This window comes from Pseudomonas simiae (assembly GCF_900111895.1).
Classification (GTDB): Bacteria; Pseudomonadota; Gammaproteobacteria; order Pseudomonadales; family Pseudomonadaceae; genus Aquipseudomonas; species Aquipseudomonas simiae.
The window spans coordinates 59,672-73,320 of the sequence record NZ_FOKB01000009.1; the positions used below are offsets into that span (position 1 = coordinate 59,672).

Sequence of the window (13,649 nt, forward strand, 5' to 3'; positions counted from 1 at the left end):
ACTATAAAGGATGCACGCGTTTTACGCTGCGCGACCACCCAGTCAGCAACTGAATGCGACGGGCACGCAGTTTATTGACGTATGACACTCATCCCATTGAAAAGAGGTGCTAGCATAGAGCCATCAGTCGACCTCAGCATGCGCCCTAACTAGTAGTCAGGATATGACCGAGCCAGAAGACCCCAGCCGTGAGCGCCTCAAGCAGCATTTTGCCCAGCGGGTAATTCATCAGGCACGTCAAATTCTTGAGATCTGGCAGCGCCTGCAACGCAGCGAATGGTCCAGTGCAGACCTCGCCGAACTCAGCGAGGCCAACTTGCGCCTGCTGCGCTTTGCCGAGCGCTTCGAACAGCCGGAACACAGCCAGTTGGCGCGACACATCGGCGACTCCCTCAAGGCTGTGGACGAGAACCGTGGCCGCCTGAGCAGCCACCTGATCACCGAACTCAATCGCTTGATGCAGCGCCTGTCCCGCACCGGCCTGCGCCAGGGCGACCAGCTCGAACAAACCTTTCTGCCGCCAATGCGCAAGCCGATCTACGTGATGCTGGCCGATCACGACCGCGCCGAGCGCCTGGCCAAGCAGCTGGAATTCTTTGGCATGAGCGCCCAATCCCTGGACAGCGTGGCGGCGTTCCGCGCATCGATGGCCGAGCGCTTGCCTTCGGCCATCGTGATGGATGTGGATTTCTGCGGCACCGGCCTGGGCCTCAAACTCGCCGCCGAAGCCCAGGAAGGCCTGGAGCACAAGCTGCCGCTGCTGTTTTTCAGCCTGCACGAAACCGATACTCCCACCCGCCTCGCCGCCGTGCGTGCCGGTGGCCAGGAATTTCTTACCGGCACGCTGGAAGCCTCAAGCCTGCTGGAAAAGATCGAAGTGCTGACCTGCGTCGCCCAGTACGAACCGTACAAAGTGCTGATCATCGACGACTCACGGGCCCAGGCGCTGCACACAGAGCGTCTGCTCAACAGTGCCGGCATCGTCACTCGCTCCCTGATCGAGCCGATTCAGGCCATGGCCGAACTGGCGGATTTCCAGCCCGACCTGATCATCCTCGACATGTACATGCCCGCGTGCACCGGCACCGAGCTGGCCAAGGTCATCCGCCATAACGACCGTTATGTGAGCGTGCCGATCATCTACCTGTCGGCCGAGGACGACCTGGACAAACAGCTGGACGCCATGAGCGAAGGCGGTGACGACTTCCTCACCAAGCCAATCAAGCCGCGTCACCTGATCACCACCGTGCGCAACCGTGCGGCACGCGCGCGCCACCTCAAGGCACGGATGGTGCGCGACAGCCTCACCGGCCTTTACAACCACACCCACATCCTGCAATTGCTCGAAGACTGCAGCTTCCGCGCACGCCGCGAGAACAAGCCGCTGAGCTTTGCCATGCTGGATATCGACCACTTCAAGCGGGTCAATGATAGTCATGGCCACCCCATGGGTGACCGTGTGATCAAGAGCCTGGCGCTGTTTCTCAAGCAGCGCTTGCGCAAGACTGACTATATCGGGCGCTACGGCGGCGAAGAATTCGCCATCGTGATGCCCGACACCGATCTGGAATCGGCGTGCCAAGTGCTGGATGAAATCCGCGGGCGCTTTGCCGAAATCCACTATCCCGCCCAACCCCAGGATTTGTGGTGCACCTTCAGCGCTGGGCTGGTGGAGCTGTGCGACGGCTCCGACAGCCTGATGATGGCGGCCCAGGCCGATGAGGCGCTGTACCGCGCCAAGGATGCCGGACGTAACCGCGTGCAGGCCGCGCGCACATCAAAGCAAAGTGCCATCTTTTCACCAGAATCCACCGATTCCGTCATAACCTTGTAATGAAAACGCAATAACTTCAGGCACTTATCTTTTGTCGTCGGTTGAAACCACGCATGCGCCTGAAGCTGCTGACCAATCTCAATACCCTTCTGTTGGTGGCCGTGTGCCTGGCGCTGGGGGCGACGCTGTGGTGGTCGCAGCGCGCGCTGGAGCGGCCTTATCTGCTGATGGAGCGCTACCTGGGTCTGTCGCAGACCTTTCAGAACCAGGCTGCGCGCAATATCGACGACTACCTGGCCAGTGGCGACGCCCTACGCCTGAGCAGTGCCAGCCAGAGCCTCGAAAGCTTGTTGCAGCAGCTGGATGAGCTGCCAGCGGACCTTGCCCAAAACCTGCGCCCCAGCCTGGTGGACCTGGATGCGTTCAGCAAGACCGCCTTGCTGGCAGCCGGCAAACTGGCAGGCGACCCGCAAGCCTTGCTGCTGCAGGCCGAGCGCGAATTGGGCGCGAACCTGGAGCAGTTGAGCCAGTACGCCATCAGCGTGAACTCTCCCGAGGCCGCCCGCTATCTACCGCCTTTGCTGGCAGCGTCCCAGCACCTGGGCAAACTGTCTCTGGCCCGCGACAAACTGGTCACCAGCGGGCGCGCGGAACTGGCCGACGATGTGGAACGCGAAGTCAGCAACATTCGCAGCCAGGCTGACCTGCTGGAACAACTGCCGTTGCTGGGCGTGAAAGCCAGCGCCGAATCCAGCGCCGACGACTTTTCCGCGCTGATGGGCCTGGAAAACACCGGAAAAACCGAAGCCCAGGACACCGGCGTCGACCTCAAGCGTGAGCTCAACAGCCTGCTGACCCGTTACCCGGCCGAACTCAAGCGCACCCGCGAACAGATCCAGCAGCGCACCGACCTGGCCGCCCAGACCCACCAGAAAATCGACACCGTGCAACACGCCATCGCCGGACTGGAACCTGTGGTGCGCGCGCAGCATGGCAAGATCCAGGGCGAAGTGCGCCTGATGCAAGGCGTGATGATCGGCCTGATCCTGCTGATCGCACTGCTGATCGACACCCTGCAACGCCGCTTGGCACGTGTACTGACCAACCTGGCACCGGCCCTGTCGACCTGGGCAGAGGGCGATTTCAGCCAGCCGATCGCCCTGGGCAAGACCAATCGCGAACTGCACGATATTGAAGCCTCCCTGAACCGTCTGCGGGCTTACCTGGTGGACTTGGTCGGCACCATTCGTGGCAATGCCGAGGAAGTTGTCGGCAGCAGCCGTGCGCTGGCCGAACTGAGCAGCGGCCTGCACGACGGCGCCGAACGCCAGGCCGGAGATACCGCGCAGATTCGTGATTCGCTGGGTGAACTGGAAGCAACCATCCAGCAAGTCGCGGGCGATGCCAGCCAGGCAGCAGGCGCCAGTCGCAGCGCCGGTCAGGCGGTGGAACAGGGCCAACGCGTGATCGGCCTGAGCCTGACCGGGCTGCATGCCCTGGTGGGCGAAGTGCAGCAGAATGCGCAGATGATCGAAAAACTCGCCGAAGAATCCGCCACCATCGGCGGCGTGCTGACGGTGATCCGTTCGATTGCCGATCAGACCAACCTGCTCGCCCTCAACGCCGCCATCGAGGCGGCCCGTGCCGGTGAAGCAGGACGTGGTTTCGCCGTGGTGGCCGACGAAGTCCGCTCCCTGGCCCAACGCACCGCTGGCGCTACCGCAGAGATCCAGAGCCTGATCGCCGGCCTGCAAAGTGCCGCCCATCAATCGGTCCAAGGCATGCGCGCCCAGGTCGAACACGCCGAAGCCACTGCCCAGCAAGCCCAGGCAGCAGACGGCGCGCTGGATGAGATCGTCGGCGCGATACAGACCATTTCCGAGACTGCCGTGCGCATCGCTGATGTGACGGCGCAACAGAGTGGGGCTGTGAGTGAGATTCGCGATAACAGTGAGCGGATTCATCAGATGGGTGAGGACAACCTGCTGCGGATTGGCCAAGGGCGTAGCCAGGGCGAGCATCTGTTGGTGCTCGGTGGGCAGCTCAACACTGCGGTGCAGGCCTTCCGCGTGTGACCCGACTTCCCGCCTCATCAATCACAAGCCATGCGCAGATCAGAACTGTGGGCGCTGGCCTGCCTGCGATCGCGGTGGGCCAGTTAACACATCCGGTACTGACACACCGCCATCGCAGGCAGGCCAGCTCCCACATTGAATCTCCATCAGCTTCGAAGACGTGCCACCAATGACCAGATCCTACGACTTGGTCACATACTTTGCGCTATCCTCGCTAATCGTGCCGCCTACTGCATAGAACTGGACAGTCACAAAGGCTTTGCGGCATAGTCGCCGGGTTCTGCCGTACCCACATCAATAACAAGGAACAGCCGATGGCGACCTTACTGGTTCTTCACGGACCCAACCTGAACCTGCTCGGCACCCGTGAACCGGGCGTCTACGGGGCAGTCACCCTGGACCAGATCAACCTCGACCTGGAACGCAGGGCGCGTGAAGCCGGCCACCATCTGCTCTACCTGCAAAGCAATGCCGAGTACGAATTGATTGATCGCATCCATGCCGCGCGTGGCGAAGGCGTGGACTTTATCCTGATCAATCCCGCCGCTTTTACACACACAAGCGTTGCATTACGTGACGCATTGCTGGCGGTGAGCATCCCATTCATCGAAGTGCATTTGTCGAACGTGCACAAACGCGAAGCTTTCCGCCATCACTCCTACTTCTCCGACGTTGCGGTAGGTGTGATCTGCGGCCTTGGCGCCAGCGGTTACCGACTGGCCCTGGAGGCCGCCCTGGAACAACTTGAACAACCGGCCAAGCGCCCCTGACCGACCCTTGGGAGTTGATGATTCATGGATATCCGTAAAGTTAAGAAACTGATCGAACTGCTGGAAGAATCCGGTATCGACGAGCTGGAAATCAAGGAAGGCGAAGAGTCCGTACGGATCAGCCGTCACAGCAAGACCCCGGCCCAACAGTTCTACGCGCCACAGATGCAAGCACCGGCCCCAGCCGCTGCTGCGCCGGCCGCCGCACCTGCTGCTGCCGCGGCACCTGCCGCCCCGGCTGCTCCTGCGCTGAACGGCTTCGTGGTCAAGTCGCCAATGGTCGGTACGTTCTACCGCACCCCGGCACCGACCTCGCCAGCCTTCGTTGAAGTCGGCGCAACCGTGAAAGTGGGCGACACCATCTGCATCGTTGAAGCGATGAAAATGATGAACCACATCACCGCTGAAAAAGCCGGCGTCATCGAATCCATCCTGGTAGAAAACGGTCAGCCGGTTGAGTACGACCAGCCGCTGTTCACCATCGTTTGAACCGCGGAGCGCCTTCGATGTTGAAACCTGCGAAGAAACTGCAAAAAGTCCTGATCGCCAACCGCGGCGAGATCGCGCTGCGTATCCTGCGCGCCTGTAAGGAAGAGGGCATCAAGACCGTCGCTGTTTACTCGACGGCCGATACCGAATTGATGCACGTGAAACTGGCGGACGAAAGCATCTGCATCGGCCCGCCACTGGCCACGAACTCGTACCTGAAAGTCTCGAACATCATCGCGGCCGCGGAAGTGACCGGCGCCGATGGCATCCACCCTGGCTATGGCTTCCTCGCGGAAAACGCCGATTTCGCCGAACAGGTGGAAAAATCCGGGTTTGCCTTCATCGGCCCGAAAGCCGAAACCATTCGCCTGATGGGCGACAAGGTTTCGGCCAAGGACGCCATGATCGCGGCGGGCGTGCCAACCGTGCCAGGCTCCGACGGCCCGCTGCCTGAAGACGAGGAAACCGCTTTGCGCATTGGTCGCGAAGTCGGTTACCCGGTGATCATCAAGGCCGCCGGTGGCGGTGGTGGTCGCGGCATGCGCGTGGTGCACAAGGAAGAAGACCTGATCGAAGCCGCCAAGCAGACCCGCTCCGAAGCGGGCGCCTGGTTCGGCAACCCGATGGTCTACCTGGAGAAGTACCTGACCAACCCACGTCACGTGGAAGTCCAGGTACTGTCCGACGGCCAGGGCCACGCCATCCACCTGGGCGACCGCGATTGCTCGCTGCAACGTCGTCACCAGAAGGTCCTGGAAGAAGCGCCAGCACCGGGCCTGGACGAAAAAGCGCGCCAGGAAGTACTGGCTCGTTGCGTCAAGGCGTGCATCGACATCAACTACCGTGGCGCGGGCACTTTCGAGTTCCTGTACGAGAACGGTCGTTTCTATTTCATCGAGATGAACACGCGCGTGCAGGTAGAGCACCCGGTGTCGGAAATGGTCACCGGTATCGACATCGTCAAGGAGATGCTCAGCATCGCCGCCGGCAACCCGCTGTCCTTCACCCAGGACGACGTGAAGATGCACGGCCACTCCCTGGAGTGCCGCATCAACGCTGAAGACCCGAAAACCTTTATCCCGAGTCCAGGCCTGGTCAAGCACTTCCATGCTCCGGGCGGCAACGGCGTTCGCGTCGATTCGCACCTGTACAGCGGCTACAAGGTTCCGTCCAACTACGACTCGCTGATCGGCAAGCTGATCACCTGGGGCGCGACCCGCGACGAGGCCATGGCCCGTATGCGCAACGCCCTGGACGAAATCGTGGTCGACGGCATCAAGACCAACATCCCGCTGCATCGGGATCTGGTTCGCGATGAAGGCTTCTGCGAAGGTGGTGTGAACATTCACTACCTGGAACACAAACTGGCCAACCAGTAAGTGCTCCGCTCAACAAAGCCGCCTTCGGGCGGCTTTGTTGTTTCTGGATCACCTGGATTTTGTGGTCACACACTCTAAATGTGGGAGCGGGCTTGCTCGCGAATGCGGTGGGTCAGTGATGAGTTTGTCGACTCACACGCCGCATTCGCGAGCAAGCCCGCTCCCACATTTGAACCCTGTGCAGTCAGTGGTGTCGTCTTCTGCCCGCCGCTCGCGTAAACTTGCGCCCTTTCGCAGCCCCACCCCGCTGCACACTCATTTTTTTCAAAGGTGCCCGCCATGCCTTGGCTGCAAGTCCGTCTCGCCATCAGCCCAGAACAAGCCGAAACCTATGAAGACGCTTTCCTCGAAGTAGGCGCTGTCTCGGTCACCTTCATGGACGCCGAAGACCAGCCGATCTTCGAGCCGGAGCTCAACACCACGCCGCTGTGGTCCCACACCCATTTGCTGGCCCTGTTCGAAGACGGCACCGATGCCGCCGCCGTACTGGCCCATATGGAGTTGCTGACAGGTGGGCCGTTGCCGGAGCATCACAGCGAAGTCATCGAAGACCAGGACTGGGAACGCAGCTGGATGGACAACTTCCAGCCGATGCGTTTCGGCCAGCGCCTGTGGATCGTGCCAAGCTGGCATGCCGCCCCGGAGCCGGACGCCGTCAACCTGCTGCTCGACCCAGGGCTGGCATTCGGCACCGGCACCCACCCCACCACCGCGCTGTGCCTGGAATGGCTGGACGGCCAGGACCTGACCGACAGCCACGTGCTGGACTTCGGCTGCGGCTCGGGGATCCTGGCAATTGCCGCCCTGTTGCTGGGCGCCAAGGAAGCCGTGGGCACCGATATCGACGTGCAGGCCCTGGAAGCCTCCCGCGATAACGCCGGGCGCAACAACATCCCTGAGGGCAAATTCCCACTCTACCTGCCGGAGCAATTGCCCCAGGTGCAGGCCGATGTACTGGTCGCCAACATCCTCGCCGGCCCGCTGGTGTCCCTGGCACCGCAACTGTCGAGCCTGGTCAAGCCGGGCGGCCGCCTGGCGCTGTCAGGTATCCTGGCCGAGCAAGGCGAAGACGTTGCCGCCGCCTACGCGAAGGATTTCGAGCTGGATCCGATCGCCAACCGTGATGGCTGGGTACGCATCAGCGGGCGTCGGCGCTAGAATGAGCGCTTGCCTGAATCGGATGGCCGCATGACCGACAGTTTCGTCACCCAGTGCCCGCACTGCCAAGCACGCTTTCGCGTCAACCACGCTCAACTGAGCGTGGCCCGTGGCGTGGTGCGCTGCGGTTCGTGCCTGCAAGTGTTCAACGCCGCTCGTCAATTGCTGGAGCAGCGCGGCAAGGCGTCCGCGCCGGAGCCAGAGGCGCCGCTGGCGCTGACGCCTGAGCCTGCGCGGGCCATCAGCCAGAAGCAGTGGACCGCCGAAGAGCTGGACCTGGACAACCTGGACCTGGACGAAGAACTGGCCAAGCTGGAACGCCGCGAGATTCAGCACACGCTGCCGGCTGGCGCAGATCGTCGCCAGCCCGGCACCGACCGCCGCCAAAAGGAAGAATCCTTCAGCGCCAGCCGCGACACGGTCAAGGCCGAAGAGGAAAAATGGGCGTCGAGCCTGTTCAGCGAGCCGCCTGAAGAGCGCCTCCACGTCACTGAGGACGAGCCTGAACCTGCGACCAGGCAGCGCACCGAACCGTCCATGTCGTTCCACACCGACGAACTCGACGAGGAGCCGCCACTGCGCTCAACGCCAGTCGATGATGACATCGACCCGCCGTTCACCCCGCTGACCAAAGCGGCCGAACCCGAAGATCGCCTGCAACCTCGCCGCAAACGCCCGCGCCCTGAGGCCGGTGTGCATGACGATGTGCTCCAGGACCTGGAAGACGACCCGCTGCACCTGTACGCGCAAAAACGCCCATCGGGTTGGGGCCGCCGCCTGGTCTGGCTGTTGCTGGTGTTGATGGCTGCCGGCGGCCTGGCGGGTCAGTACATCGCTTATCAATTCGACGACCTGGCTCGCCAGGACGCCTATCGTCCGTGGTTCCAGCAACTGTGCCCCACACTGGGCTGCACGGTGCCATCACGGGTCGATATCGCCCACATCAAGAGCAGCAACCTGGTGGTGCGCAGTCACCCGGACTTCGCCGGGGCCTTGGTGGTGGACGCGATCATCTATAACCGCGCGACCTTCTCCCAGCCCTTCCCGCTGCTGGAGCTGCGTTTTGCCGATTTGAATGGCAGCCTGATTGCCAGTCGTCGCTTCAAACCCGCCGAATACCTCAGCGGTGAATTGGCCGGTGTAAGCGAAATGCCATCGCAAACCCCGATCCATATCTCCCTGGATATCCTCGACCCGGGCAATAAAGCCGTGAATTACAGCCTGAGCTTTCACTCGCCCGAGTGAATCGGTGCATGGGTTGAGATTTGACGGCAGGTTATTGACTTTCCCCTGCGCAACCAAACCGGTAGCGATAAAGAAATAACTGTTCAGATTTTATCCAATTCAGCCTTTATCCAGTCATCGAGAGCGGGTATCATGCCAACCCTTTTTCGAACTCTAATGATCCGGCCCCACAACAGGGAAGTCCTATGTCGGCGGTACGCATCGGCCCATATACATTACAGAATGGCTTGATTCTCGCCCCGATGGCGGGCGTCACCGACCAACCCTTTCGTCAGCTGTGCAAGCGTTTGGGCGCGGGCCTAGTTGTCTCGGAAATGGTCACCAGCGACATGAGCTTGTGGAACACCCGCAAATCGCGGATGCGCATGATCCACGAAGGTGATCCCGAGCCCCGCTCGGTCCAGATCGCCGGTGGAGATGCACAGATGCTGGCGGATGCGGCCCGCGCCAACGTGGAGTTGGGGGCGCAGATCATCGACATCAACATGGGCTGCCCGGCCAAGAAGGTCTGCAACAAGGCCGCCGGTTCCGCCCTGTTGAAAGATGAGCAGTTGGTTGCCGAGATCCTGCAGGCCGTTGTCGCCGCAGTGGATGTGCCGGTCACCCTGAAGATTCGTACCGGTTGGGACCGGGACAACAAGAACGGCCTGACAGTGGCGAAGATCGCTGAACAGGCAGGCATTACAGCGCTGGCGGTGCATGGCCGCACCCGCGCCGACCTTTACACCGGTGAAGCCGAGTACGACACCATCGCTGCGATCAAGCAGGCAGTGTCGATGCCGGTGTTTGCCAATGGCGACATCGACTCCGCCGAGAAAGCCCGGCGCGTACTGCACGCCACCGGTGCCGATGGTTTGTTGATTGGCCGGGCAGCCCAGGGGCGGCCATGGATTTTCCGTGAGATCGAGCATTTTCTGCGTACCGGTGAAGTGTTGCCGGCACCGGAGCTGGTCGAGGTGGAACGTATTCTGCTAGAGCATCTGGCCGCCCTGCACGCCTTCTATGGAGACGTGATGGGAGTACGCATTGCTCGCAAGCATGTCGGCTGGTATCTCGCAACCCTGCCGGGCGCCAGGGAGTTTCGCGCCCACTTCAATCGTTTGGATGATACGGAAGCACAGTGCGCCAACGTTCGAGAGTTCTTCAGCGAGCGTTACAAGAGCCTGGGGACAGGGGACGGAGAGGGGGTGGCCGCATGACGATGATGACCGAGACTTTAGTGAGTGGAACAACACCCGTGAGCGACAACGTCAATTTGAAACAGCACCTCAACACGCCGAGCGAAGAAGGCCAGACCCTTCGCGGGAGTGTCGAGAAGGCGCTGCACAATTATTTCGCCCACCTTGAGGGCGCTTCCGTCACGGACGTGTACAACCTGGTGCTCTCCGAAGTCGAGGCGCCCTTGCTCGAAAGCGTGATGAACTACGTCAAGGGCAACCAGACCAAAGCCAGTGAGCTGCTGGGCCTCAACCGTGGCACCTTGCGCAAAAAGCTCAAGCAGTACGATTTGTTGTAAGCATTCAATCAAACCAGAAAGGCGCCCGCGTAAAAAACGGTCGCCTTTTTTGCTGACTCCTTTGCTTTTGATGGAAATTGAAATGACCGACCAGACTACCCGCCTGCCGATCCGCCGCGCCTTGATCAGTGTCTCCGACAAGACCGGGATCCTCGAATTTGCCCGGGAGCTGGAAGCCCTGGGCGTGGAAATCCTCTCCACGGGCGGGACCTTCAAACTGCTGCAGGACAACGGCGTGGCCGCAGTGGAAGTGGCGGACTACACCGGTTTCGCAGAGATGATGGACGGTCGGGTCAAGACCCTGCACCCGAAAATCCACGGCGGCATCCTCGGCCGTCGCGGCACCGACGACGCGATCATGGCCGAGCACGGCATCAAGCCGATCGACCTGGTAGCCGTTAACCTCTACCCGTTCGAAGCCACCATCAACAAGCCAGGCTGCGACCTGCCGACCGCCATCGAAAACATCGATATCGGCGGCCCGACCATGGTGCGCTCGGCTGCCAAGAACCACAAAGACGTGGCCATCGTGGTCAACGCCAGCGACTACGCCAATGTGCTTGAAAGCCTGAAAGCCGGCGGCCTGACCTACGCCCAGCGTTTCGACCTGATGCTCAAGGCGTTCGAACACACTGCCGCCTACGACGGCATGATCGCCAACTACATGGGCACCGTTGACCAAACCGCTGAAACCCTGTCGACGTCCGGCCGCAGCCAGTTCCCACGCACCTTCAACAGCCAGTTCATCAAGGCCCAGGAAATGCGCTACGGCGAGAACCCGCATCAGAGTGCGGCGTTCTACGTGGAAGCCAAGCCAGCCGAAGTGGGCATCGCCACCGCGACCCAGTTGCAAGGCAAGGAGCTGTCCTACAACAACGTGGCTGACACCGACGCCGCACTGGAATGCGTGAAGAGCTTCGTCAAGCCAGCCTGCGTGATCGTCAAGCATGCCAACCCATGCGGCGTGGCTGTAAGCCCGGACGCTGAAGGCGGTATCCGCCAGGCCTACGAGCTGGCCTACGCCACCGACACCGAATCGGCGTTTGGCGGCATCATTGCCTTCAACCGTGAACTGGATGCCGAGACCGCCAAAGCGATCGTCGAGCGTCAGTTCGTTGAGGTGATCATCGCCCCTTCCGTCAGCGAAGAAGCCCGCGCCATCGTGGCGGCCAAAGCCAACGTGCGCCTACTGGCCTGCGGCGAGTGGTCGGCTGAGCGTGCCGCTGCCTGGGACTACAAACGCGTCAACGGCGGCTTGCTGGTACAGAGCCGTGACATCGGCATGATCGGCAGCCAAGACCTGAAAGTCGTGACCCAGCGCGCCCCGACCGAGCAAGAGATCAACGACCTGATCTTCGCCTGGAAAGTCGCCAAGTACGTTAAATCCAACGCCATCGTCTACGCCAAGAATCGCCAGACCATCGGCGTCGGTGCCGGCCAGATGAGCCGCGTGAACTCGGCGCGTATCGCCGCGATCAAGGCCGAACACGCGGGTTTGCAAGTGGCGGGTTCGGTAATGGCTTCCGACGCATTCTTCCCGTTCCGTGACGGCCTGGACAACGCCGCAAAAGCCGGCGTCACCGCCGTGATCCAACCGGGTGGTTCGATGCGTGATGCTGAAGTCATCGCTGCCGCTGATGAAGCCGGCATCGCCATGGTCTTCACCGGCATGCGCCACTTCCGCCACTGATTGATTAGATCGCCTGTGGGCACCGGCTTCATGTGGGAGCTGGCTTGCCTGCGATAGCATCACCCGGGTCTGACTGCACGACCGAGGTGCCTGCATCGCCGGCAAGCCCAGCCCCCACAGAAAAGCACCGTCCACAGTGCTCTCCCTGATTCAGCGTCATCCGAGGTTTTTGAAATGAATGTTTTGATCATTGGCAGCGGTGGCCGTGAACACGCCCTGGCCTGGAAAGTTGCCCAAGACCCGCGTGTCCAGAAAGTGTTCGTTGCACCCGGCAACGCCGGTACCGCCATTGAAGCCAAATGCGAGAACGTTGCTATCGACGTGCTGGCCCTTGAGCAACTGGCCGATTTTGCTGAAAAGAATGTATCCCTGACCATCGTCGGTCCGGAAGTGCCATTGGTTGCCGGCGTGGTAGACCTGTTCCGCAGCCGTGGCCTGGACTGCTTCGGCCCAACCGCGGGCGCTGCGCAGCTGGAAGGCTCCAAGGCGTTTACCAAGGATTTCCTGGCACGCCACAAGATCCCGACCGCCGACTATCAGAATTTCACCGAGATCGAGCCGGCCTTGGCTTACCTGCGTGAAAAAGGTGCGCCGATCGTGATCAAGGCCGATGGCCTGGCCGCCGGCAAAGGCGTGATCGTCGCCATGACCCTGCAGGAAGCCGAAGACGCCGTGCGCGACATGCTTGCCGGCAACGCATTCGGTGACGCCGGTTCGCGCGTGGTGATCGAGGAATTCCTCGACGGCGAAGAAGCCAGCTTTATCGTGATGGTCGACGGCAAGAACGTCTTGCCGATGGCCACCAGCCAGGACCACAAACGCGTCGGCGACGGCGACACCGGCCCTAACACCGGTGGCATGGGTGCCTACTCCCCTGCCCCGGTGGTCACCGCCGATGTGCATCAGCGCGTCATGGACCTGGTGATCTGGCCAACCGTGCGTGGCATGGCCGACGAAGGCAACGTGTACACCGGTTTCCTGTACGCCGGCCTGATGATCGACAAAGCCGGCAACCCGAAAGTCATCGAGTTCAACTGCCGCTTCGGTGACCCTGAAACCCAACCGGTGATGCTGCGCCTGCAATCGAGCCTGGTGCTGCTGGTGGAAGCCGCCCTGGCCCAGGCCCTGGACAAGGTAGAAGCACAGTGGGATCCGCGTCCGAGCGTTGGCATTGTGCTGGCGGCCGGTGGCTACCCTGCCGATTACGCCAAGGGTGACGTGATTGAAGGTCTCGACGCGGCTGCTACGCTGGAAGGCAAAGTCTTCCATGCAGGCACTGCGCTCAAGGATGGCCAGGTCGTGACCGCCGGTGGCCGTGTGTTGTGCGCCACCGCCATGGGCGCCAGTGTCGACGCCGCGCAGCAACAGGCTTATCAGTTGGCTGCGAAGATCGACTGGAAAGGCTGCTTCTATCGCAAGGACATTGGCTATCGCGCCATTGCTCGGGAGCGTGGCGAGAGCCAGTAAGCAGCTATCCGTTCGGCTAGGCAAGGGCCTCTGGCCCTTGCCGTATGCAGGTCTACCCGCGCATAGTTAACTGTGCATCAACCTAC

The 13,649-nt window shown here is 61.4% G+C and carries 11 protein-coding genes; all 11 read left to right on the forward strand.

Annotated features, from left to right (window positions below; genetic code table 11):
- Positions 1-163: 163 nt before the first annotated feature.
- On the forward strand, positions 164-1,834 hold the full coding sequence (locus BMZ57_RS23840; protein ID WP_010213486.1) for a response regulator: 1,671 nt from the start codon (positions 164-166) through the stop codon (positions 1,832-1,834).
- A 971-nt stretch (positions 1,835-2,805) separates the two neighbouring features.
- Positions 2,806-3,849: a methyl-accepting chemotaxis protein gene (locus BMZ57_RS30280; RefSeq protein ID WP_370737451.1), complete on the forward strand. Its 1,044-nt coding sequence runs from the start codon at positions 2,806-2,808 to the stop codon at positions 3,847-3,849.
- 314 nt (positions 3,850-4,163) lie between these two features.
- Positions 4,164-4,619: a type II 3-dehydroquinate dehydratase gene (aroQ, locus tag BMZ57_RS23850; RefSeq protein WP_010213488.1), complete on the forward strand. Its 456-nt coding sequence runs from the start codon at positions 4,164-4,166 to the stop codon at positions 4,617-4,619.
- Positions 4,620-4,643: 24 nt separating this feature from the next.
- Positions 4,644-5,108, forward strand: coding sequence for an acetyl-CoA carboxylase biotin carboxyl carrier protein (accB, locus tag BMZ57_RS23855; RefSeq protein WP_010213489.1), 465 nt, complete (start codon positions 4,644-4,646; stop codon positions 5,106-5,108).
- Positions 5,109-5,125: 17 nt separating this feature from the next.
- Positions 5,126-6,487, forward strand: a complete 1,362-nt coding sequence (gene accC, locus BMZ57_RS23860) for an acetyl-CoA carboxylase biotin carboxylase subunit (RefSeq protein WP_010213490.1) — start codon at positions 5,126-5,128, stop codon at positions 6,485-6,487.
- A gap of 279 nt (positions 6,488-6,766) precedes the next feature.
- Positions 6,767-7,645: a 50S ribosomal protein L11 methyltransferase gene (gene prmA / locus BMZ57_RS23865; protein WP_010213491.1), complete on the forward strand. Its 879-nt coding sequence runs from the start codon at positions 6,767-6,769 to the stop codon at positions 7,643-7,645.
- A 30-nt stretch (positions 7,646-7,675) separates the two neighbouring features.
- Entirely contained in the window at positions 7,676-8,890 is a 1,215-nt protein-coding gene (locus BMZ57_RS23870) for a DUF3426 domain-containing protein (RefSeq protein ID WP_010213492.1), read from the forward strand.
- 185 nt (positions 8,891-9,075) lie between these two features.
- Positions 9,076-10,089 (forward strand): tRNA dihydrouridine synthase DusB, encoded by a 1,014-nt coding sequence (gene dusB / locus BMZ57_RS23875; protein ID WP_010213494.1) that lies wholly within the window; start codon positions 9,076-9,078, stop codon positions 10,087-10,089.
- Positions 10,086-10,406, forward strand: a complete 321-nt coding sequence (fis, locus tag BMZ57_RS23880; protein ID WP_002555375.1) for a DNA-binding transcriptional regulator Fis — start codon at positions 10,086-10,088, stop codon at positions 10,404-10,406. Before dusB ends, fis begins: the two co-directional genes overlap by 4 nt.
- An 82-nt stretch (positions 10,407-10,488) precedes the next feature.
- Positions 10,489-12,096 (forward strand): bifunctional phosphoribosylaminoimidazolecarboxamide formyltransferase/IMP cyclohydrolase, encoded by a 1,608-nt coding sequence (gene purH, locus BMZ57_RS23885; RefSeq protein WP_010213495.1) that lies wholly within the window; start codon positions 10,489-10,491, stop codon positions 12,094-12,096.
- A gap of 174 nt (positions 12,097-12,270) precedes the next feature.
- Entirely contained in the window at positions 12,271-13,563 is a 1,293-nt protein-coding gene (gene purD, locus BMZ57_RS23890; protein ID WP_010213497.1) for a phosphoribosylamine--glycine ligase, read from the forward strand.
- Positions 13,564-13,649: the final 86 nt, after the last annotated feature.